At 41.8% G+C, this 22,480-nt stretch carries 24 protein-coding genes, 1 tRNA gene and 3 pseudogenes; 9 read left to right on the forward strand and 19 right to left on the reverse strand.

What is annotated here, in order from left to right; genetic code table 11:
* Positions 1-88: 88 nt before the first annotated feature.
* The 3 genes from TRNA_RS32470 to TRNA_RS32480 all read right to left on the reverse strand — a co-directional run bounded on the left by TRNA_RS32470 (position 89) and on the right by TRNA_RS32480 (position 3,593).
* A complete protein-coding gene (locus TRNA_RS32470) occupies positions 89-895 on the reverse strand; it encodes a 3D domain-containing protein (RefSeq protein WP_009328091.1) in 807 nt (268 codons plus the stop codon).
* 235 nt (positions 896-1,130) lie between these two features.
* Positions 1,131-2,912, reverse strand: a complete 1,782-nt coding sequence (gene recQ / locus TRNA_RS32475) for a DNA helicase RecQ (protein WP_009328090.1) — start codon at positions 2,910-2,912, stop codon at positions 1,131-1,133.
* A gap of 162 nt (positions 2,913-3,074) precedes the next feature.
* Entirely contained in the window at positions 3,075-3,593 is a 519-nt protein-coding gene (locus TRNA_RS32480; protein WP_009328089.1) for a hypothetical protein, read from the reverse strand.
* Positions 3,594-3,695: 102 nt separating this feature from the next.
* On the opposite strand from TRNA_RS32480, the gene TRNA_RS44290 reads away from it, so the two are divergent.
* The 3 genes from TRNA_RS44290 to TRNA_RS32485 all read left to right on the forward strand — a co-directional run bounded on the left by TRNA_RS44290 (position 3,696) and on the right by TRNA_RS32485 (position 4,445).
* On the forward strand, positions 3,696-3,830 hold the full coding sequence (locus TRNA_RS44290) for a hypothetical protein (RefSeq protein WP_016885399.1): 135 nt from the start codon (positions 3,696-3,698) through the stop codon (positions 3,828-3,830).
* A 239-nt stretch (positions 3,831-4,069) separates the two neighbouring features.
* Positions 4,070-4,246 (forward strand): YjfB family protein, encoded by a 177-nt coding sequence (locus tag TRNA_RS43280; protein ID WP_003182594.1) that lies wholly within the window; start codon positions 4,070-4,072, stop codon positions 4,244-4,246.
* A gap of 125 nt (positions 4,247-4,371) precedes the next feature.
* Positions 4,372-4,445, forward strand: a tRNA-Arg gene (locus TRNA_RS32485).
* A gap of 183 nt (positions 4,446-4,628) precedes the next feature.
* On the opposite strand, the gene TRNA_RS32490 is transcribed toward TRNA_RS32485, so the two are convergent.
* The 5 genes and pseudogenes from TRNA_RS32490 to fdhF form a co-directional block, all read right to left on the reverse strand.
* On the reverse strand, positions 4,629-4,982 hold the full coding sequence (locus TRNA_RS32490) for an MmcQ/YjbR family DNA-binding protein (protein WP_003182597.1): 354 nt from the start codon (positions 4,980-4,982) through the stop codon (positions 4,629-4,631).
* A gap of 905 nt (positions 4,983-5,887) precedes the next feature.
* Entirely contained in the window at positions 5,888-6,853 is a 966-nt protein-coding gene (locus tag TRNA_RS32500) for a nuclease-related domain-containing protein (RefSeq protein ID WP_009328088.1), read from the reverse strand.
* Positions 6,854-7,023: 170 nt separating this feature from the next.
* A pseudogene (locus TRNA_RS43285) lies at positions 7,024-7,142 on the reverse strand (DUF4352 domain-containing protein); the annotation flags it as partial.
* A gap of 20 nt (positions 7,143-7,162) precedes the next feature.
* Positions 7,163-7,723, reverse strand: a complete 561-nt coding sequence (locus TRNA_RS32505; protein WP_009328087.1) for a DUF1641 domain-containing protein — start codon at positions 7,721-7,723, stop codon at positions 7,163-7,165.
* Entirely contained in the window at positions 7,716-10,673 is a 2,958-nt protein-coding gene (gene fdhF / locus TRNA_RS32510; protein ID WP_011198038.1) for a formate dehydrogenase subunit alpha, read from the reverse strand. The genes TRNA_RS32505 and fdhF overlap by 8 nt, the downstream gene beginning before the upstream one ends.
* Before the next feature lie 158 nt (positions 10,674-10,831).
* Here fdhF and TRNA_RS44460 point away from each other — a divergent pair.
* Positions 10,832-10,963 (forward strand): annotated as a pseudogene (locus TRNA_RS44460) (hypothetical protein); the annotation flags it as partial.
* A 310-nt stretch (positions 10,964-11,273) separates the two neighbouring features.
* Here the strand turns inward: TRNA_RS44460 and TRNA_RS32515 are convergent.
* The 6 genes and pseudogenes from TRNA_RS32515 to TRNA_RS32550 all read right to left on the reverse strand — a co-directional run bounded on the left by TRNA_RS32515 (position 11,274) and on the right by TRNA_RS32550 (position 14,652).
* Positions 11,274-11,528, reverse strand: a complete 255-nt coding sequence (locus tag TRNA_RS32515; RefSeq protein WP_009328084.1) for a hypothetical protein — start codon at positions 11,526-11,528, stop codon at positions 11,274-11,276.
* 60 nt (positions 11,529-11,588) lie between these two features.
* The gene (locus tag TRNA_RS43780) at positions 11,589-11,852 is read right to left on the reverse strand and encodes a hypothetical protein (protein WP_034291425.1); all 264 of its coding nucleotides are present in this window, start codon (positions 11,850-11,852) and stop codon (positions 11,589-11,591) included.
* Between the two features lie 448 nt (positions 11,853-12,300).
* Positions 12,301-12,384, reverse strand: a pseudogene (locus TRNA_RS44145) (hypothetical protein); the annotation flags it as partial.
* Positions 12,385-12,578: 194 nt separating this feature from the next.
* Positions 12,579-13,244: a flagellar brake protein gene (locus tag TRNA_RS32530; protein ID WP_009328082.1), complete on the reverse strand. Its 666-nt coding sequence runs from the start codon at positions 13,242-13,244 to the stop codon at positions 12,579-12,581.
* 729 nt (positions 13,245-13,973) lie between these two features.
* Complete coding sequence (locus tag TRNA_RS32545; protein WP_003182622.1) at positions 13,974-14,252, reverse strand: YwqI/YxiC family protein; 279 nt, start codon at positions 14,250-14,252, stop codon at positions 13,974-13,976.
* A 7-nt stretch (positions 14,253-14,259) separates the two neighbouring features.
* On the reverse strand, positions 14,260-14,652 hold the full coding sequence (locus TRNA_RS32550) for a YwqH-like family protein (protein ID WP_009328079.1): 393 nt from the start codon (positions 14,650-14,652) through the stop codon (positions 14,260-14,262).
* A 647-nt stretch (positions 14,653-15,299) separates the two neighbouring features.
* Here TRNA_RS32550 and TRNA_RS32555 point away from each other — a divergent pair.
* Positions 15,300-15,578 carry a hypothetical protein gene (locus TRNA_RS32555; protein ID WP_003182628.1) on the forward strand — a complete coding sequence of 93 codons (279 nt, stop codon included), beginning with the start codon at positions 15,300-15,302 and terminating at the stop codon, positions 15,576-15,578.
* Between the two features lie 462 nt (positions 15,579-16,040).
* The gene (locus TRNA_RS32560) at positions 16,041-16,328 is read left to right on the forward strand and encodes a YozQ family protein (RefSeq protein ID WP_003182629.1); all 288 of its coding nucleotides are present in this window, start codon (positions 16,041-16,043) and stop codon (positions 16,326-16,328) included.
* 289 nt (positions 16,329-16,617) lie between these two features.
* Here the strand turns inward: TRNA_RS32560 and TRNA_RS32565 are convergent, their stop codons facing one another.
* Positions 16,618-17,172, reverse strand: a complete 555-nt coding sequence (locus TRNA_RS32565) for a Ger(x)C family spore germination C-terminal domain-containing protein (protein ID WP_011201672.1) — start codon at positions 17,170-17,172, stop codon at positions 16,618-16,620.
* 38 nt (positions 17,173-17,210) lie between these two features.
* Between TRNA_RS32565 and TRNA_RS32570 the strand changes: the two genes are divergently transcribed.
* Both TRNA_RS32570 and TRNA_RS32575 read left to right on the forward strand, forming a co-directional pair.
* Complete coding sequence (locus TRNA_RS32570) at positions 17,211-17,432, forward strand: hypothetical protein (protein WP_223307050.1); 222 nt, start codon at positions 17,211-17,213, stop codon at positions 17,430-17,432.
* Positions 17,433-17,465: 33 nt separating this feature from the next.
* Positions 17,466-18,308, forward strand: coding sequence for an SMI1/KNR4 family protein (locus TRNA_RS32575; RefSeq protein WP_003182636.1), 843 nt, complete (start codon positions 17,466-17,468; stop codon positions 18,306-18,308).
* A 186-nt stretch (positions 18,309-18,494) separates the two neighbouring features.
* Here TRNA_RS32575 and TRNA_RS32580 read toward each other — a convergent pair whose 3' ends face one another.
* The 4 genes from TRNA_RS32580 to TRNA_RS32595 form a co-directional block, all read right to left on the reverse strand.
* Positions 18,495-19,844, reverse strand: a complete 1,350-nt coding sequence (locus tag TRNA_RS32580; RefSeq protein ID WP_003182638.1) for an amidohydrolase family protein — start codon at positions 19,842-19,844, stop codon at positions 18,495-18,497.
* 272 nt (positions 19,845-20,116) lie between these two features.
* Entirely contained in the window at positions 20,117-20,365 is a 249-nt protein-coding gene (locus TRNA_RS32585; protein WP_003182640.1) for a CotD family spore coat protein, read from the reverse strand.
* A 235-nt stretch (positions 20,366-20,600) separates the two neighbouring features.
* A complete protein-coding gene (locus tag TRNA_RS32590; protein ID WP_003182642.1) occupies positions 20,601-20,810 on the reverse strand; it encodes a hypothetical protein in 210 nt (69 codons plus the stop codon).
* A 205-nt stretch (positions 20,811-21,015) separates the two neighbouring features.
* Entirely contained in the window at positions 21,016-21,798 is a 783-nt protein-coding gene (locus TRNA_RS32595) for an alpha/beta fold hydrolase (protein WP_011198044.1), read from the reverse strand.
* Positions 21,799-21,933: 135 nt separating this feature from the next.
* On the opposite strand from TRNA_RS32595, the gene TRNA_RS32600 reads away from it, so the two are divergent.
* The gene (locus TRNA_RS32600) at positions 21,934-22,425 is read left to right on the forward strand and encodes a hypothetical protein (protein ID WP_003182646.1); all 492 of its coding nucleotides are present in this window, start codon (positions 21,934-21,936) and stop codon (positions 22,423-22,425) included.
* Positions 22,426-22,480: the final 55 nt, after the last annotated feature.

Genomic DNA, 22,480 nt, shown 5'->3' on the forward strand with positions numbered 1-22,480 from the left:
AAAAACATCAAAATAGAAAAAAAGATGCAGAAAACAGAAAAAAGACACTGATCATCTTCATGGTCAGTGTCCATCAATGGTAAACCTATTATTTTAAAACTTTAACTTTAACCGTTTTAACGCCCCAGTTTTTTGCTGCGGATTTGCTTGGAACAAATACGTCGATTTTGTTCCCCTTGATCGCACCGCCGGTATCGGCAGCGGTCGCTTCTCCGTAGCCTTCCACATACACCTTGGATCCAAGCGGGATTACGTTTGGATCCACCGCAATAACCTTGGCGTTTTTATTGGCCTTCAGATCGATACCCGTGGCTGTCACGCCTGTCATACCGCCGTCATTGGCAGTGTATGCCGTTGCTGTAACCGTCAGTTCTTTGGCAGTGCTTTGAGATACGTTTGAACGGGAAGCCGGTTCTTTTTCCTGCTTAGGTGCAGGGGCAGGCGCAGCCTTCTCGACTTTCGCTTCTTTTTGTACGGCAGGCTTTGTTTCCGCAGGTTGCGCCGCAGCAGCCTGGACCGTCGCCTGTCCGTCAACAGTTATGGATGTATTCGGGTAAATGATATCTGATTTTATGTTGTTCCAATTTTTAAGGTCATTCACTGAAACGCCGAATTTTTGGGCGATTTTCCAGAGAGTGTCTCCCTTTTTAATGGTATATTGTTTCTTTTCTTCTGTCTGTTTTTCAGAAACGTTCAGCTTTTGTCCCGGAATAATCAAGTCAGAGGAAAGCTGATTCCATTCTTTTAAGTCCTGCAGATTTACCCCTTGTTTTTGCGAGATTCCCCAAAGGGTGTCACCTTTTTGGACTGTTACTTCTTTTGCAGAGGCACTCGCTCCGAATGCAGTTGAAGATAATGCTGCAACTGCAACAAAGGACATAAACGTCTTCTTCATAAGTAAATCCTCCCTTGTTAGCTTTTTATTGTCCGGCTAACAGGAGCAATCGTAACATATGAAAATGTCAAATCAATAACAAAACAATTTGTTTTTGATTACAGTTGTTTTACGAGGAGGAATTTCAGCCGCCCTAAAATCGGCCGAAATTCAGATGTATCAAGGGTTCCAATCGTTTTTCAACTGAAATAGGAGATTTACTAAAAAAAATTTTACATATATAAATTTTGGGTTTTTATGCTTCTTTCTCAGTTTTATAGGCTTGAAGCTCCTGTAGAAATACAGCTCCGTATTTTACTCTTTTTTGTTCTCCCACTCCTTTGACTGACAAAAGCTCTTCGTCTGTCAGAGGGACTTTCCCGCTCATTTCCCGCAGCGTTTCGTCAGAGAATACAACAAAAGGAGGCACGCCTTGTTCCTGAGCAAGCTTTCTGCGCAGCGCCCTTAACCGTTCAAACAATTCGTCATCTTTAACGATTTGATTTGTTTGCATTTTTTCTTTGCGCATCACCGCTTCCCGGCCGAGCAAAACGTTTCGCCCCTTGTTGGCGACAAAGAGAACAGGATATGTCCCGTCGGACATTTTGATGTACTCATCTGCGATTAAAAACTCTATAAAATCGCTTATGTCGGCAATAGACCGTTTCTTTAAAATTCCGTAAGTCGATAATTGCTGGAAGCCGTTTTCGGTCACTTTCTTATTTTTCGAACCTGCCAGAACTTGCGCCACCATGGTTTTTCCGAACCTTTCTCCCATGCGGATGATGCAGGACAGCACCATCTGTGCCTCCTTCGTCACATCGGTGATGCTTCGGGTGTCGAGACAGCTGCCGCACCTGCCGCAGTCTTCGGTTGGAACTTCGCCAAAATAAGAAAGAATAAACCGTTCGAGACAGCCTTCCGTATGGCAAAAATCAACCATTTGCCTCAGTTTTTTCACGTCTTGCGCCCGAATGTCTTCATCTTCTGTCGACTGTTCGATTAAAAACCGCTGAAGCCGAATGTCCTGAGGGGAAAACAGCAGGATGCACTCGCTGTCAAGGCCGTCGCGTCCGGCTCGTCCCGCCTCCTGGTAGTAGCTCTCCATATTTTTTGGAATTTGGGCATGAATCACATAGCGGATATTGGATTTATCGATGCCCATTCCAAACGCCGAGGTCGCTGTCATTACACTGATCTCATCATTTAAAAAGAGATCCTGCTGCCGGTCTCTTTCTTCATCATCCATCCCGCCGTGATAGCACCCGGCCGCAATTCCTTTTTGAGAGAGGCGGCTTGATATTCTTTCGGCTTCCTTTCTTGTCGCTGTATAGATAATTCCCGCCTCTGAGCGGTTTTTCTCCACATATGATTCGATAAAACGGTCCCTGTTTTCGCCTTTTAAAATTTTAAACGTCAAATTATCCCGTGAAAAACCGGTAAAAACCGTGTTCTCTTTTTCGATCCCGAGCTGTGTGCAAATATCCTCATGAACCTCGGGCGTTGCGGTAGCCGTCAACGCCAATACAACCGGGCGGGTGCCGAGGCTATTTAAAAAGCCTTCAATATGTCTGTAGCTCGGCCTGAAATCATGTCCCCACTGTGAAATGCAATGAGCTTCATCAATGGCTACCAGCGGAATATGAATGTGGGAAATCGCGCGAATGAATTCGGGAGACGTCAGCCGCTCAGGTGTTACATAAAAGAGCTTGTAGCCGCCTTCCTTAAATACGGAGAGCCGCTCAGCGATTTCGTTATGGCCTAAAGAACTGTTCACGTACGCAGCTTGAATTCCAAGCTGATTTAAAGCATCCACCTGGTCCTTCATCAAGGAAATTAAAGGAGAGATCACAATGGTTGTCCCTTCCATAAGGAGCGCGGGAATTTGGTAGCAGATTGATTTGCCTCCGCCCGTCGGCATAATGCATGCTGTATCTCGCTTTTCAGAAACGACAGATTGAATGGCTTTCTTCTGCCCCGGGCGCAGTGAAGGATAGCCAAAATAGTGCTGCAATAGTGCTTCGGCTTTCTCTAGCATATAAATGAAACCCTCTCTTATCATTAAACTTCTTCCTGTCCCCCATGATATCATATTTAAACCGGCAATCAGCCTCTCCCCGTAAAATCGTCTAATCGATAAAGAAAATTCATTTTTAGATGTAAAGCGTCAGAAAATCAAATGTATTGGGACTCGCCATCATTAAATCCCGGTCTGTTGTTCAGCTAATAATCGCAAGCGCTCCGCTTCCTCCCGGCAAAGCGTTTTGTATGCCAAGGCTCCGGCAATACTCGCTCCGTCAGATGCATCGCGGCGCAGAGCGGATAGCTCTGACAGCACAGCTGCCGCGTCGTCTTGTAAAATTCCGCGGTCATGCAGCATTTGAATCAATTCATCGCCTTCAAGGCGGATCGCATCTTGATCAAATGTTGAGGCTGTTTCCCGCAGAACATTGTGAACATCTGACCAAGCGCTTTCGATCATGTTTTCCCCTCGCTGCGCTGACCGTACAGAAGTCAGTCCCGATAACCTTTTTTCCCGTACGGAGACGAGCTCCTGAAGCCTTTTGTCAAACTCCAATTCAAAATCCTTATATTTCAGTTTGATCAATTCCTTCATTCGATCGGACAAAGGCTCCTTTAGCAGCAAAACGCAAATCATCAAGGCAGCTGGCCATGCCAATGATTGAACCATCGCAGAAACAAATTCAAGCCAATCCATAAAATCAGCCTCCGTTTCAAAAGGAAAGTTGTTTTGTGAAAGACCAGGTGGTAATGTTGAATCGAAAGGAAAATTTTGCATATTAAGGGGTGTCGTTATACCATGTGGTTCATCATCATACTGATGATCATTTTGATTGGATTTGCAGGAAACATCGTTGCCATGTTGCGAACGATTGTAAAGCAGAATGATAGAATCATCAGCCTCTTTGAGAATGAAATCAACAAAAACCATTAGACAAATGCCCAGGAAATGGAGAAATCGCAGAAGATACAAACGAACTGAAAACAGCCACTCTCCCTAATTCGGGACAAATAAGGAACCGATCATTTTCCGTATTGAGAGGCGGATTCTTTTTTATGATGCCTAAGATGGCGATGGATCGGTTTACAACTATATTAAATTGAATATTCAGATTAGTAAATATGAGTAAAGTCCTCACCTCTCTAACCGATACACATGTTAAGGAGGTGGTTATGTTGGATATTGCTGTTTTATCAATGGCCATGAGTCAGGCGGCTCTTTATCAAAACGTGCAAATGTCGCTGACAAAGACGGCTTTGGATACCGCCGAACAAAGCGCACAGCAGCTCGTAGACATGGTGCAGGCGCCACATCCCGTTTCAGGACATCATATTGACTTGAAAGGCTAAGGCCGAAACATACATTCAGCAGGCTGCGAAGTCTGCCGGATGTATGTTTTCCCGAAGAAATTTGTGAAAAAAACCGCTGCAACCTCTTTATTTTTTCAGGTTTTTGTACTATAATATTGTTCTGTGTCCCAGTAGCTCAGGTGGATAGAGCAACAGCCTCCTAAGCTGTGTGTCGGGAGTTCGAATCTCTCCTGGGACGTTTCAAATGTAAAGAGGCAAGCCCTTGTATGCCAAGGGTTTGCCTCTTTTGTTAATGGCCGTGTTGTTGGTGCTTTAAAATAAAGTTGATCAAAACGGATTCTTATCCAACGAATTTAAGTTTCGGTTGCATAAAAAAGTTTGAATATTTTCTGGTTGCTTTTGCGAAAGATAATTTCACGATTTACTTGGTTAAATTAAAGCTTTGCTCAATTAAGTTATAAACTTCTTCTGAATCTATTCGTTCTAAAACAATTGATATCCAATTTTCCTTATCCATATGATAACCAGGTAAAATACTCTTTCCATTTCTTAAACTGCCACTTATTTCTGGAGGGCATTTTAAATTCAGAATATCTATTTCGTCATTTCCATCTAAGCCTAACTTTTCCGGAAGAACATTCATTACAAGACCATACCATTTTTCGGTAGTTTCATGTCTTAAAGCGGCATAGTTTGGAAATTTTTGAAATGGGTAATCTGGCGATGTCCCGAATTTTTCTTTGACGTGCTTAAAGATATCTTCTCTTGTTAACATACTGAATCATTCCTCCAACAACTCAAATAGATTTTCGGCATTTGCCGATCCAGAGGGAACAATGGTGAATTTTTTGCAGTCATGATGTGAAGGTGGACATGTTTTACTAACCGTCAATATTAAGGCTTTTATTTTGATCTGTTGTTATTTCCTTTGGAATTCAACTTCATTTTTCTTTTATATTAAACAATTTGGCCCTTTGCCGTATATACTTCTTTTACAATAAGAAACCCTTTTGACATATTCTATCCAAACATAGGCGAATTTTTCACCCTAATACATTGAGTGCGAATGTCTAAACCGGCACTCCTCATCTCATTTTCAAATGCTATCTGATAGGCAGAAGGATGAAACACATAAATCGCGGCTTTATCTTCCATTTCTTGAGTAATTCTGAAAGACGTCTCTTAAAAATTCATCAAATTGATCAGCTGCCATTTCATCATTCAGAATCGTCTTCCTCAACATGAAGAACCTCTGAATCTCCCGAGAAATCTAAAAGGAGCTCCACTAATTCTTCTCCCGAAAATCCTGTCATTAAAAGTGTTATTTAATTCAGCAAGATGCAGCTGGAGCTTTTCCTCATCCCAGTCGCCGCAGATCTTATTTTTCCTCAGCCTCATCCAGATTTACAACTGAAACCAGGAGAGTCTTTGGTCCTTTTTCCATGAGGATTTTAAAGCGTTGGTTGCCGCCTGCAAGGTTGCCAATCCTTTCATTCCAGACTAACGGTTCAACTGTTCAAAAGCGTTTCATAGACTGTTTCAGTGTTTCATATTCTGAAGCACCCGGCTGCAAGTGTGGATTGTATGGAGCCGGGTTAATTTTTCTATGGAATTTCACGAATGTTCATGACCTCCAAGAAAAAAAGCATCCATTGAGATGCTTTATAAATTGATATTTATTTATGATAGATAGTTAACTTTTTGCATGATCCTTTTTATTTGTTGTATCTCATCGACTGTATATTTAGCAGGCTTTAAAACCTCATTCTTAAAATACTCGCACAAACTTGCTTTTGAGGTAAATCTATTCTTATCTTTTGTAGAATAATCTATTACACGATTTTCTTTGTCCTCCGGATAACCAAAATAGACTATAGGCTCAACATAGTTGAATTTATTATTATAGGTTATGAGAAAATTCCTGAGTTTATACATTGTGTCCATGACTTGATTTCTCGGGTTATCATAATAAGAAATATTTATAGAATTTTTTTGCTCGGAATCCTTATCTATATTGCTATTTTTCATAAAAATGATTGTCTTCTCTGTATCACTATTCGCTTTCGGAAATAATTGTTCAAAGACAAATGAAAAATCATTTGCAATTGATTCCGCATTTTTACGATTAATCCCATGGATAACTGTTCCACGCCAATACTTGGTTTCTATAATATAGATATCTGATGGCAAAATAACTAAATGATCAATTTGCCTGGTTTTTGTCTCCCCATTTTCTTCATAGGGTACAAATACGTTTCCCATTATAACCATCTCGTTTTCATTTATTTTCCCCTCAGAAATAAGCTTTTCTTTTAATTCCGTTAAAATAGTGTGGGTAATAACTTCACCGCTATTTCTTGAATACTTTTTAAGATTGTTTATATATTCATCCATCTTTACAATCTTGTTCTTCAGAAAATCGTTTTCATTTAAGAATTCATTTTTTTGATTAATATTCATGACTTCAGCTTGTTGTAAAGCAGCGGAAGCCTCTTTATGAGCTTGCACCAGGTGATCTTGATATGTTTGCTCTAGATTTTTTAATTCACGTTCTAAATTGTTTTGATGAATTTTTTTTGCCTCTTTTAATTTCCAGATCATATAACCAGAAAAGCCAAGAAGAACAATAATAGCTAATGTAGACACCGGTCTCCTCCTAGACAGAATATGATTCTACATTTTATTACAAATAAACCTTTTTTTGAAGAGTCCAGAGAAAAAAACAAATCGAATTCCTTTTTATCCCTTCAAGTTATTTTCCGCTATTAAAAAAGCACGTTTCCAGATGATGAAAACGTGCAACTGTAAATCAACTTCTAATCTAACTTCACCAAGTAATCAATATCGTCCTTAACTCTCTCTTCAGTATTACTGCTATTTGTATCAGCTAAAAACGGATGATATACCAGTTGTAATGTGTCTGTACTCCCTTAGGAGTACACCTGGGGCGGGTGGTCAATCCCTCTTATTCATCCCCCTTTTCTCTCGGGGTTCCTGATGATGTTTTTGGTGCTCTGGAGGCTGAGTCGTGCGTTCCAGCTCCTTTGTATCTTGTCCCATTCCTTTTAAAAAGGAGAAAAGCAGCGTAACTGCTTTGTTGATTTCCGGGTCTTTGAGCGAGCGGATGATATCAAAATAACCTGTTTTCTCTTCGCTGTCCTTCTGTTCCACCGCGTTTGCCACCCCCGCATTCACTTTCAAAATGAGAGGTTCAAGCTGTTTTACATCCAGCATGCCAAGCGTTCCGAACAGAAGAAGCAGATTTTTCAGTGTATTGGCCGTTTCCTCTGTATCTGCCTTTTTCACTAAGATGTCAAGAACTTTATCTCCTTGGCCAAAAAGGCCGCGCAGCAATGGCAATACACCACGCTCGTTCATGTGGCCAATCATATGCAGCATTTCAAGAATGGCTTCCTTATTTTCGACTAATGCATCCTCTATTTCTTTCATATCACGCTTTCTCTGGTCCTCTTCGGTTATCTCGATTTTCTGAATTCGTTTAATCGCTCTAGCCATTATGCCCAATCCCCCTTTTCACAGCGTCGCCAGGGAAAATATAATCCTTCCGCGCCCATTTCTTTTGTACCTGCACACCGATTTGCGGCTGCGGATTGCCGTTGCGGTGATTGATCTTAGGCAGCGGATTGCTTCCGTCGCGCTTCAAAATTTCCATCTTGGCTGATGTTTCTTTGTACGCAGGCGTATCGGTATCCTTATCAGCATGGCTGCCTGTTAACAGGTTGATCGCTGCTTCTCCTGAATCGTTCATTGGCAGATATACTTCCTTCCCTTTGACACGATCAGTGATCAAGCACTTCACTTTGACATTTCCGAAAGGCGATGTGAGTCTGACAAGGGTTCCGTCCTGAATCCCCCTTTCTGCCGCGAGTTCAGGAGAAATTTCTAAGAACACTTCCGGTGTTTTCTTTGAAATGCCTTTTGATTTGTAGGTCAGGTTCCCTTCGTGGAAATGCTCCAAGAGCCGCCCATTGTTGACGTGGATATCATATTCCTCTCCGAACTCTTCAGGTTCTGTCCAATGCACAGGATAGAGAATGGCTTTGCCGTCTGGGAAAGGGAAGCGCTCAGTAAAAAGTAAAGGCGAATCCTTTCCATCAGCGCTTACAGGCCATTGCAGGGAATTGTAGCCTTCAAGCCGTTCATAGGTGACACCCGCATAAATCGGAGACAGCTTGGCTGCTTCCTCCATAATGTCAGCAGGGTGCTCATAGTGCCAGTCAGCGCCAAGCTTATTGGCAACTTCCATAATAATCTGCCAATCCGGCTTTGATTCGCCCAGCGGTTCAAACACCTGATAAAGCCGCTGAATCCGGCGTTCTGTGTTTGTAAAGGTTCCCTCTTTTTCAAGGCTCGGGCTCGCAGGAAGAACAACATCGGCAAACTCGGCTGTACGTGAAAAGAAAATATCCTGCACCACAAAGAAATCAAGCTTTTCATATGCGGCGTGTACATGATTGATATTGGAATCGACCAGACCCATTTCTTCACCTTTTACATACATCGCTTTCAGCTTGCCAGAGTGGATTTTTTCGATCATTTCGTGGTTGGTCATGCCCGGCTCCTTCGGCAGCGGTACACCCCATGCCTGCTCGTATTTTTGGCGGACTTGTTCGTCCGTCACTTTTTCATAGCCCGGCAGTCTGTCAGGCATGCTTCCGAAGTCACTTGCTCCCTGCACGTTGTTATGGCCGCGCAATGGGTAAGAGCCCGCTCCCGGTTTTCCGTAGTTTCCTGTCACAAGCAGCAGATTAGAGATTGCTGTGCTCGTGTCGCTTCCGCCAATATGCTGTGTCACCCCCATGGCCCACAATGCGCACACACTGTCAGCCTGGCCAATCATCTCCGCCATTTGGATGAGGGTTTCTTGATCAATCCCGGTTTTCTCCTCGGCATATTCAAGGGTATACGGCGTGAGGCTTTTCACATATTCATCCCGTCCGTTCACTCTTTCCTGCAAAAAGCGTTCATCGGCCTTGCCGTTTTCAATTAAATATTTGGCGATGGCATTCAGCCAGACGATATCTGATCCGGCACGCGGCTGAACAAACAGATCAGATCGCTCTGCCATTTCGTGTTTTCTGATATCCGCTACGATCACTTTCTGCCCTCTCAGCTTATGAGCCCGTTTAATGCGAGTGGACAAGACCGGATGCGACTCAGACGTGTTCGAACCGATAATCAACACAAGGTCCGCTTGCGCGATATCTGCAATCGACCCTGAGTCACCGCCATAGCCCACTGTCCGGAACAGGCCGGCAGTCGCAGGAGATTGGCAATAGCGCGAGCAGTTGTCGACATTATTTGTGCCGATGATCCCTCTCGCCAGCTTTTGCATGAGGTAGGATTCTTCGTTTGTACATTTAGAAGATGTAATAAAGGCAAGTGAATCCGGGCCAAACTCCTCTTTTAAATCCGTGAACTTGCTGGCGATCAGCGTTAACGCTTCCTCCCATTCCGCTTCACGGAAATGGTCGCCTTCGCGGATCAGCGGCTTTGTCAAGCGCTCCTCGCTGTTGATGAAATCCCAGCCGAATTTTCCTTTTACACAAGTAGAAATGCCGTTGGCCGGTGCTTCCTCCTGCGGCTCGACTTTCAGAATATCTCTGCCCTTTGTCCAGACATCAAAGCTGCAGCCGACACCGCAATAGGTGCAGACGGTTTTTGTTTTCTTAATTCGCTCGTCACGCATGGCGGATTCCATATCAGAAATGGCGAGAATAGAGCCGTAACCTGTTTCTACGCCTTTTGTGATCTCGATCATCGGACGCAGCGTTTCGTCATCGATTCCTGTTAAATATCCGGCTTCTCCCTCCATTCCTTTTTCCATCATCGCATTACATGGACAGACGGTAGAACAATGGCCGCATGATACACACGACGACTCATTGATCGGCACATCATTATCCCAAATGACGCGTGGGCGTTTCCGCTCCCAGTCAATGGTCAGTGTTTCAGTCACCTGAACGTCCTGGCACGCTTCAACACAACGCCCGCACAAAATACATTGATCCGGATCGTACCGGTAAAACGGATTTGATTCATCCTTATGGTAAGGCTTCTGATCAAACGGGATGCTTTGGTGATTGACCTTCATTTCCTTCACCGTATTATGTATTTCGCATCCCCCGTTGTTGTAATCGCAAACTGTACAATAAAGCTCATGATTATATAAAATCTTGTCCATCCCAATGACCTGCGCTTTTTTCACATCAGGTGAAAGCGTATCAATGACGTCTCCATCCTTTACTTCAGCGGAGCACGACCTCTTTAGCTCGCCATTGATGCTGACGATGCACGTATCACATGTTTCAATCGGCCCTAAGCTAGGATGATAGCAAATTTGCGGCACTTCAATCGAACTGTTATTCAAAAGCTGAAGCACCGTCTGTTCCTCGGACGCTTCCATTTCAACGCCGTTTATTGTGATTTTTTTCTGTTCAGCCATCTCCATTCCCCTTTCTTGCTTGTGTATATACCGAATTATCCATTTCTCTTCCCTTACAAGGGAGCAATAAAACATACAAAGCGCACTCACATGTTTTATTGCTTCATCACCGGGAAACGAGAGGATAGATGAAAAAGGAGGGATCAGCATGAAAAACAATGCCTGTTCTAACCGCGGCACCAGCATTGACAAGCTCTATTTCCGGCTTTGGAGCAGCGTCCTTTTCAACATCGGCAAACCCCGTAACTCAAGCAACCTCGCTCTCTGAAAACACAAACCAATCAGCCGCATAACATCCGTATGCAAAAGATCAGTGTCCGCAGGCTCTCCGTCTTGGACTCGATATTCCACGTTCGTTTTCTTGTCTCTATCGTATGACAAAGTGGAAAAGAAAAAGTCCCCTATTTTATCCCCCTTTTTGTCGGATTTTTCTCGGGTTTGAATATAAAAAAACCTTGAAAGGCCAAAAGCCAATCAAGGTAGAAAAGGTGAATATTGTTTATATTTTCAACTCATTCTTCATTAAATATTAATCATCATCACCAAATAATAACTCATCCAATTCTTCTCGGTCTTTTGCAATGCCCTCATAGGTTTCGATCAAGACATCTCAAGTGTTATTTCTCTATCATTTTCATAAATTTTAATGCTAGCTCCCAATGAGAGTAACTGTTCTATAATGATTACTAGTGATTTCAATTCTTCTGTGTCATAGTAATCACATTCAATAACTGGTTTTCCTGTTTCAATCGCCTGCTTTAGTTCGTTAATAGGTTTAGATGATGTTTTTCTTAATAACGAAATGTACTTAGTAATATTTGAATCATTGAGTACTTCCACATAAATGAAGTCCATCAAGATAACTCCCCTCTAAATTAAAAATCTTTAATATCCTTAATCGGCTTTCCCGGAAGGCTATTTTTGTAATTTCCCTCCGTGCCATCTGTGTAAATGTTCACTTGTTGTTGCTGGATATATAACTTCACCTTTGTCACTTAAATGAGGGAATTTAGAAGCGCTATAACTGTGATGTCCTTGCATAGTTTTCCCTTCATACTTTGCTCTCTTATTGTTTATAATATCTTGCGCCTGCTCCTTTGAACCAATTTCTTGTTGGAGCTTCACCATTAAGTATTCTTGTTTAAAAAGTCTTAGCACCTTTATCTCGCTTAGCTGCAAATTTCTTATTCCAAGTATATACCTTGTATTCTTCTCGAGTAATAGTCCTATTATCTATTTTTGATTTAAGTTCGATTGATCAATGGCTTTGTGCAACGCCTGAACATCAAGAGTTTTCATAGCATTCTCCTCTAATACTAAAGTGACATACCACGAACTGTTTTACCACTTTACGGAAAGGAATTGGTTAATAAATCCTGACAATCCGTGAAAATGAATCCTTGGGATCAGGTCATTAAACCTTTGTTGAGGGTTTGAAATACATAAAAAAAAGCCGCTATTAAAACGGCTAAAAGGATATTCCAAAAACTCTTTTAGGTTAAACAACAAAATCATGACTGGAGGGTGCGCTGTGATGTTTCTTGAAGCTGTGTTCATATCATCGTTGTTCGAAAAATGACTGAGAAAACCAAGTCCAATTATCATAATCCCTAAACCGATCTTCATTTTAGATTTCATACAAACATTCCCCATTCAATATTTGCTTTTGAGCATAGACCATCTTTTTAAGACAGATGAGACTATCCTCTGTTTCTAAAGCAAATCGATCAGCTTCTCCTCCTATTCTTTATATATTTGCAAAGTATTCGACATCATCTCACCAACAGCTTTCCATTTCAATAGATGTGGCGAGAAAGAAAAAAAGGCAGATTTCAGGTCTTTCTCAACTTTTGGGGGATGACACCTACTGTAAGCTGCATCATATAACAGGTTAAAATTAATATTCTAATCAGATTTCAGTTTTCTTCTTTCTTCCAATTGCAATTTTATGCAATAATGTACAAGTGCTTGTTCATCATGTTCATCCATCTTGATAAATTCAACTGTCATGATCTGTTTGTTTGTTCTCCGATCTATGTAAGTGCGTTTGACTTGAGCATAAACGTCAATCACATTTTCATCATGTCCCTCATTTGGCAGATGAATGCTTAAATTTAAATCCTCTTCCGCTTCGTGTATTTGCGTCTCTTCAATAATTAACGCAGCGCCTCCAGCACTGATATTTGCTGTATATGTTTTAAACATTGAACCAGATCCATATGGGCGGACAGTGACAGGAATCGTTGTATTTACTCTAAAAAATTGCCGTCTTTGAATTTTTGTCATTTGATCTTCTTCGGGTAAATACATATTTAATACAGGTATATCCTGATAGATCTCTCGTCCCTGTATTACACTGGTAAATTTATATGGGACTTGTTGCTCATTTATAAAGTGAACTATTGCTACTGTATTTGTTGGAATAATAACAGTTCTCCCTGTTTCTTCATCAACAGGATAATGTACTCTTAAAACATTGTCCTCAATGGATAGCACTTTGCTTTTCGCGAGGACATACTCTTGAATTTCGTTTTCAAATTCTATTGTTAAAATATTTCCTAAAGATAACAATGGACATCACTCTTTCAATTCTACTTAATCATTATATCGGTACTATGACACATAAATTTAAAAAAGAAAAGGAGAAAGCATTGAGAAATTACGTAAACGGACCGCTTCTCTTGTGAGACTGACGATCTTATCATCATTCAGTTCAGGGATAGGTGTGTCTCCCATTCTATGCCCTTTTTTCGGATTAAATATAAAAAACCTTGAAAGGCAATAGCCAATCAAGGTCATTCTTCAAAGTTAATCAATTCTCAAGTCAATTTAGGCATGAATATAATAGTCTGGTTCTTCTTCATCCATTTTCTTGAAAACTCTTCGAGTGATGCCGCAATTATCTTGTCAAAATAGTATACTGGACAAATACCGTTCTCTTCTTCCTGATCTAAATCTAGAGTCAGATATGTCCCCTCACCGACTTCAAAAAACACTAACATGGGTATAGTTCTCTAATTCTTGGATCTATAAAATCAGCTACACTATGAGAATCCATTACTCTATCTCCATGAGTTTTATCAAGATTACAAATAAAACCATATCATACTCTTAAATAAAACTCTCTTAGTTCATTAGGAATTTTTTCTAATATATTTTCCGCCTAAATAACATTATATTCCAGTCGATATATAATATGTTTTTTGCTTTTGACTTTAGCAATTTCGTCTGATTGATGTTTTAAATGTTCCAGCGCTTTGTGCAGCGCCTGAACATCCAATGTCTTCATGGCTTTCTCTTCTATTTTGTTTTCATCGATGAAGCCAGCTGTTTGTCGGTGTCCATCATTGCTTCGACTGCTGATTCCGTTTGGACGACTTGTTTTGAGAAAGCAGAGGCATAGGAAGAAGCGATCTTATTAATCGTCTGATTCAGTTCCTCTATCTTCTTTGTCGCATCAAGGTGATTCTGGCCCTTGATATCTGTCGGAATCGTCGCTTTCATTGAATGGCTGGAATGCTTTAATTTAGAGAGCGCTTGTTTGACTTCTCCGGTATTCACTTTTATTTCTTGATCCATTTTTCATTTACTCCTTGTCTCGTGCTTCCCGCTTCGCGTTCTCAATCTTTTTCTCTAAAGAACGAACTTCCTGGCTGAGCGAGTGAATATCTTCTTGTAAAGATTTGATTCGTTCATCGATTTTGCTTAAAACATCAGAAAGCTGTTTTCCGCTTATGTCATTGTAAGCAGTCTTCATCAGACCTCGAATACGGTCAAAGGAGTCAGCAAGACTGCCTTGCCACGTATGAGACGACAGTTGTGGTTCGGTGATCGTCTTTTTCGAATCAGAGAACTCTGTTTTGTCTTTTTCCAGCTCTTTGCGGCAAGCTTTCAGCTCTGCCAAAAATTCTTTCTTCATCGATAAATCAACTTTCATGATATCTAAAGCCAGCGTTTCTCCCAGGATTGAACCGATCATTTGCAATACCTCGCTTCCCAAAAAATGCATGACAAAAGTAATGACCAACTAAGAGTTTACCACTATACGGAAGGGAATTGGTGAATAAATCCTTTCAATCCAACAAAATGAATCTTTAAGACCAGTCCAATAAACCTGTTTTGAATAAAAAAAAGCCGCTAATGAAACGGCTGCAAAAAGATAATTCAAAACTCTTTTTTAAGCTAAACAATAAAATCGTGACTGGGTGCGCTTGTGGTGTTTCTTGAAGCTGTGTTCATATCATTGTTGTTCGAAAATCGAAAATGACTGAGAAAGCCGAGTCCAATTATCAAAACACCTAAACCGATCTTCATTTTAGACTCCATACATCCCCCCTTCAATACAGATGAGGCTTCCCTCTTTTCACATTATAATCCATACGAGTGCCGCCTAACAATCGCTGCTTTTTACTCGAAAAAGACGTTCTGACTACCGCACATAGCAATCTGCGGTAAAGATTAAGAACTATAGATTAATGAGGTCGATTTTAGGTGAGTAAAATGCTCTTGCAGTTTATAAAGGTGGTTCACTATCCCTTTCCAAAGGAATTATGAGATCCCTGGGTGTTCGCATTAAATATTTTTCACCGAATCAAGAAATACTGATAAAAAAAGGTGGTGCTATATATGGATTTCCCAATCATTCATACAAACTTTTGGGATGCTGTTACGGCAGTGCCGATTATTTTGATCGTCACACAGATAATTAAAATCTTTCTTAAGGTTCCCAAAAAGTATGTTCCATCAATTGCACTTGCACTAGGCTTAATCATATCTGTTTGCATAAGTCATCGACACAGCCTCATAGCTGGAGTATTTATGGGCGGATTCTATGGTTGCGCAGCTATTGGTTCATATGCATCATTGAAAACGACAATTTCATCATATAGAAACAAAAAAGCATAAACAGGCATGAAAAGATTGGTTCCAGAGTTCAATTCGCTTTTTCCCGCTTCACCGGTTAAATCAGAAGCAGCTATACTTGCTCCTTTGCCTGGTTCATTTCCGCTTTTCTCCCCAGAAGAGGTATCATGCTCTCCAGCGTGTTCGCCTAACGAATAAGCCCCTTCCGTCAGCCGCTTGTAACAGAAGAAAATTGAAGCCTTAAATCACTGAATGGGGAGTTCTCGCCCCTTCTTTCACTTGTTCTCTTCCCTTGAATAGGCTTGCAGTTTGATTCACTCGAAAAAAAGCGAATGAATACCTTCTCAACAGACAGAATAAGAAGAGTTGGTATTCCACCATATTTTGGGCGAAAGGAGTGAAATCGTTGTATTGATCAAATGAGAAATGAATATGAGACTGAAATGCCTTTCAGATGACCTTTTTACCTAAAGAACAAAATTTCACTGATATGGAGTGATTAACGTGCCTCAAAAAAATGGAGCAGACAGACCGGATGATTACAAAAGATTTTCTTCACTAGACAAGGAATATGATTCTCAGCAATCTTTAGACAGCAATGCTAAGACAGAAAACGTAAACACTGAAACTGATAACAAAGAAAACACAACTGACACTACCGATGTGGCCGGAAAATATTTCGACCCTTCGGATTATGAAGGGGCTACTCAATTGGAAAAAGGATTAGCTGAAACTCATGAACAGGTCAGTGATGACTATTTTGAAGGAACGATCGATCAAAATTTGGATTAGCGATTCAAACGGAACTAACTCTTTAAAGTTAGTTCCGTTTGAAATTAACAAAAAATGACTGTCCTCTAATCAATTATTCGGTCAACTCCAAAAGCTATAGCCGAATTATAAAAATGCGTCTGTTTGATCAGATGACATTTGTCTTTTTACAGCCTATCTATATATATATAACTTATCCGCGAAAAAAGTTTGATAAAACACACACTTACCGTTTATGACCAAGCATTCTCACCCATTCCCCGTTATCCCCTCGCTGTTATTTGTGCACCTTTATAAAGTCATGATTAAGCTAATGTCTACTTTGTGATCCAAATTCTTCAATCGTGATGTTCACATCATATTGAATGGGGGTTTCTGTGAATACTTCATCCCAATTTTTCTTCAGCTTTCTCCAAAGAAAGGGATAGTGGATCCTCACTTCATCACCGAAGCCGGCAAGGTCGGCTTTATATTCCTTCTGCATTTTTTCTGTGATCTGCTCTACCAGCTGTTTCACTGTTTGTGACGCACTTTCTTCCTTTCTTTTCAAATATTTTTTGTCAATTGCCGTTTCGGTTGTATTCCAGTTTTCAGCCAGGTGTGCCTCTGAATTAATATTCACTTTAAATGAGAGGCGGTTTCCTTTGAAGACTGGCTTGATCTCACTCTTAAGGTGATCGACTGACATGGCCGTCAATTTTTTTGTTTTTTGATCATAGTTTTTGACAGTGCCCCCTACCCCTTGTCCTTTGATCCACATGATCCCGTCTAAATCTTTTTCATCTAAAAAACCAAGGAGCTTATTTGTTTTTCCGTTAATGGCAACAGCTCCTGCATATTTGACTTCCCCGTCGGCACCAAACAACGATTAAGATTCAGATGATGCACCTATCAGGAAGATTTATGAGTTTAAGCATTAAAGATTTTGAAGGGGACTGGCCTGACCGAACCGCTCAGGATGTCATCACGTTGATGCCTCGAACCTACAGGCTTTATTTTGAAAATTCCGAAGGCGAATGTAAGGATATTCGCATTAAAGGAACATACGGGGCCATTCCGCAAACTTATGATTATTTCTCGGCCTTCAAAAAGACTCCGGGAAGGACAACCCTTTTTGCCAAATAGATACGAACAACAAACGGATGAGGGGGGACGCATTTGAAAAACTTTTGGACATACGAAGACGAAGATCCATACAAATTAAAAAGCATATCAGAGAGAGATATTCAAAAAGCTGAAAAAAAGTTAGGTGTGAAACTTCCGGAGGAATACAAAGCGCTTATTCTTGAACAAAACGGCGGGTATATCAATTTTAACGCCTTCCCTTCTGAACGGCCTACCTCCTGGGCTAAAGATCATGTCCAGTTTGACTACTTATTAGGCTTAGGGAAAAAGGCAGGGATTCTCGAGAGCAAATACATCATTAAAGAATGGGAACTGCCCGACAACCTGATCCTTATTCACGGTGACGGCCATACATGGATAGCGCTTGACTACAGAGAAACGAAAGAAAATCCGCCCGTGCACTATTTCGATTCAGAATTTGAAGAGAATTATAAATTAGCGGATTCATTTGGAGAATTTCTCTCTAAACTTTATACAGATAATCCCATGGATGATGACGACTGCCAGCTTATCGAAGGCGTGCATCCTGACATTCCCTATGTCTATCCGGAAGATGCCATTACAAAAGAAGAAGCTGAACAAATTCTGACTAAAAATTCGGCAGCCGAGCTGCATCAGCTTAATTACTACCCTATTGAAAGTATTGATGATTTAAAATGGCTTTTGACAAAAATGAAAAAATCCGCTTTAAAAGCAGACCGTGACACTGGTTTGGCACTTGCCGGCGCTTTGGAAGCCGTCATTTCTTACTATAAAAATTTAACGTTTGAGGATGAACAAACAAGAAGGTCAGTCCGCGATATCTTGGTGATATTAGAGAAGTTGAATGACTCTACTGTAGACATATACTTATCCCAAATTGACGACTTATTTTAAAAAGAGCCAGCCCCTTTATATCAAGGGCTGGTCTTTTTAGCATTTGAGAATCTGTTTCCTAACGTTTTAGTTTCCAGATGATACGCGGCTGTCTATGAGGCCTTTACTTCATTGGTCAGATATCCGTTTTTTCGCATAACCAATCTGGGGTCTTATTTGCAAAGGCGCATCATGAAACTGTTTTTCTTAAAAGGCGCCCTCAGGGGATCGGAATAAAATATGATCTCTTGCTTCCAGCGCTTTTTGTCTCACCTTTTCAAGATCTGCATCAACCAGCCGGCCGTTTCGTTTCACCGCTTTTCCTGCGACATATACGGAATCTACATTTCCGGTGTGCGTGCATTGGACGATGGCCCCCGCCGCATCAGTGAAAGGGAGCAAATTGACGCTGTCCGTTTTCACCATGATAAAGTCAGCTTCTTTGCCTGGGGAAAGCGAGCCGATTTTATGATCGAGCTTTAGGGCGCGCGCCCCGTCAATGGTAGCCGCTTTCAGGATTTGTTCGGCCGATATGCTCAATTCGGGCCCCGGCATAATTCCTTCTCTCAGCAGTTCATCATTGTGCTTTGCGCGTTCTGCTTGAAGAGCAAATTTCATCTGTGCGAAAAGGTCTCCCCCGGTCGATGTGACAACATCAACCCCAAGCGCAGTAAGAACCCCGTTTTTTAGAGAGAGCCCTGTAACAGGATAGCCGTGCCCCATCATCATCTCAATTTCTGGTGTCACAGATATCGAGCTTCCGTGAGCCGCAAGCATTTTCATTTCTTCTTCACTCATCGCATTGGCATGCACCATGTTTAAATCGGGACCAAGCAGCCCGGCTTGATTCAGCTTTTCAATCGAACGATCTTTCGCTCCCCAGTTGCCAAAAGCAATATGCATGCTGCATAAGGCATCCAGTTCCCGGGCCGTTTCGATTTCAAAGACAGATGTCTTCCATGAAGAAAACTCCGGACCTCGAATTGCAAGCCCCATCGTCAGAAGCTGATCCTTCGATTGAAAATATGCTTTTTTTACCCGTTTCGCTTCGTCCATATTCGAAAGATCGCTGTCTCTGTCCCAATATTCGGCGTCACCAGATGTTCCAAAGGCGAATACTGCGCGAATGCCGGCGTCTTTCAGTCCGGCAATCAGCTGGTCCGTATGATCAGGCGACTCAATCATCGTCCAGTCCAGCAAAGTCGTGACGCCTGCATCGAGCGCCTCAAGCGCTCCTAAATAGTTCGCGGCCCAATCATCCTCAGGTCTTCTCATCGACCCATAATTCCCATAATAAATCCGGTTTAAATAGGTTTGCAGGGACCAGTCGGCTCCGATTCCGCGGATCACAGATTCCCATACGTGGCGGTGCGTATCAACAAATCCAGGCATGATCAGCATATTGGAGGCATCCACAATCTCAGCGTCTCCGGCTTCAATCGACTCGGCAACGTCCAGAATGACGGAGCCTTCAATCAGCATGTCCCCTTTTTCGAGCGTATGAAGCTGCGGATCAAGCGTCACAATCGTAGCATTTTGAAAAAGCGTTTTTTGCATAACGGCTCTCCTTTCTTCCCAACCGATTAGAGAAAATAACATCCTATATGTACCATATTAATATAAAAAAGGTATAAATGACATTAATAAGCATTCCGCGACTTCGAACTTCGTCTGCATTTTTCATTTTGCCATATACTATTTTTCTGCTGTTCGCTATAACCTATGTTAAACGTTGATATACATGGTAGCTCCCTTATAAAATAGGAACAGACCATAAAAGACCCCTGCCGGGTATTTATATGGTCTGTGAAAGTACAATTAAGCCTTAATTAATAGCAATGGCCGTAATCCGATTTTTTTTCATAGCTTTTGCAAGGTTTTCCGCAATGATAGTGTTCATGTGAAACATCTTTATGATGTGAGTAAGTGTGCGGATAGTAATGAACATGTTCATACTTGTGGTGGTCTATTTTTTTTGTATGCTGTGGATGAATATGAGGAACGACAGATTTTGAGTAATGATGATCCTCACAATATTTCGTAGGGTAAACATGCGGCTCATGATGTTTGCAATACATTCGTACATTCTCCTTTCCCTTTGTTTTATAGATTCACTAGTACATTATGCTGAAAAGCTAAAGCCCGACTGCATAAGCACCTATGCTTTGTCCCTAATTTCGCCCGTTCATTTTCTAAATATCGTTTTTGGAAAATCTGTTTTATGACTATGAAGCATCTGCGGTTGAATCCCATTGCTTCCAGAGTTAAAAAAAAGACACTAAACGAATATTTTAAATGTTCGCTTAAAGTCCTTCACCTCCAATGAACATTGACGGGCTCTGTATGAATATGCAGCTCTTTTTTTGTATCAAAATGAACAACAAAGCCTCTGATTAATCCATAGAACTTGTTTTTTTCTGTAATTTTCATTACGGTCGCTTCGTCTCTAAATCCTGGCGGATGGCATCGCTCACCGACGATATATTGCTTTGAATGAACGGTGATTGATTGGATTGACTTCATTAAATTCCATTCCCCCTCAGAAACGTCATGCTCCCCTCTGCTTCTGTGCCAAACGGAGATACACCCCGATAAAAATACTTGCACTTCGGGTATTTTTCACGCTTCAGGGTGCAGAAGCAGTCTCGGTGATTATCATCATAACATGATTATCCAAAATATTCCTCTCTGCTTTTTGAACATTATGTGGCAGCTCCTCAATATAAAATCAACCGATAAATTGCGTTAAAATCCGATTGAACATTTTGCGTTCCTCCCAGAATGGACCGTGTCCGCTGTATTGAAACGGAACAAGATATGAATTTCTGATTTTGCGGCTGAGCTCCTTTGCTTGTGCAAACGGAATCACCTTGTCTTGAATACCGTGAATGATTAAGGCTGGAGCAGCGACTTTTTCCGGATCATCATACAGTTTCTCATCTCTCAGCATTTCGATGACCGCTTTTGTCGACCAGCCTGCCGCCTGCAATCCCAATTGAAAAAAACAGTCTGAGAACGGTTGTGTAATATATTGAAAGAAAAACGTGTCGGTCACTTCGCGCATCATCTTGGGACGATCGTTAGACGCTTGCTGAAGCAATTTGGCTGCCGTTTCTTCAGTAAATCCCACAGGCGCCGCCGCATCGATCAAAACCAGCTTTGAGACCCCAGCGCCCCTATATCGGGACATATAGCGGAGTGCTATGGCGCCGCCGGTTGAATGACCGGCAAGCGTGAAGTTGTTTAATTGAAGCGCCTCAACGACAGCGCGGATATCATCAGCCAAACGGTTGTAATTATAGCCCGTCGCCGGCTTATCCGAACGCCCGAATCCACGCCAGTCAATGCCGATACAGCGGTATCCCTTTCGCGAAAGATCGTCAAATTGATATTCAAACTGGAGATGGCTTAATGGCCAGCCGTGCAAAAATACAATGGCTTTGCCGCTTTGAGGATTGATGTCTTCAACGTACAGATTAACGCTTGGTTCTGCCTCGATAAAATATCCCATGCCGTCGCCCCCGATCATGTCTTTACCATAAGATACTCCCAAGATGTAAATAGGTGAATGTCTCCGAGGGCTGAACATGAAGAATTTGAAAAGGCGTGACTGGTTAAACTATTTCAAGAAACGGAGGGTTGTTCAATGATGGCACTTCTGAGAAGTCTGGCGATATCGTTTGTCCTCATTCTGCCTGCGGCAGCGGCCTACGCACAAGTACCTTATCCATGCAGCGTCGTTCTTGATCCAGTCCGAGATATTCCCAATGCCCGCGGAACGGCTTTAATTGCGAAAGTGAAGAAACCGTATACCGAAGCCCCCGGGAGTCCTGTCAGGGAAAGGCAGAGTGTCGGCATCTACGCTGATTGGCTTCCGGACCCTGCTTCATTTGGAGATTATGATCAATTTGAAGGAATTGCCCGGATACCTGACCAGATCAGCTGGCGTTTCACCATGCATCAAGTCCAAGAAGACGCGCCGAGCTGGTTTGGCGGAAGTCCTTGGGCGGGCAAATTTGACGAAATATCATCAGAGCTGACTGTGAATACCCAAGTCGAAGTGCGCCCTTTCAATTCGAAGACGAAAAAGGCCGGCGAAGCTGTTTTGCGTGGGAATTTGCAAGGATGCAGGAGCTAACCAAAAAGGCCGTAAAAGCTCCATGGGGACGCTTCTACGGCCTTTTTTCATGTGA

Origin of the sequence: Bacillus licheniformis DSM 13 = ATCC 14580, from assembly GCF_000011645.1 — a bacterium.
Classification (GTDB): domain Bacteria; phylum Bacillota; class Bacilli; order Bacillales; family Bacillaceae; genus Bacillus; species Bacillus licheniformis.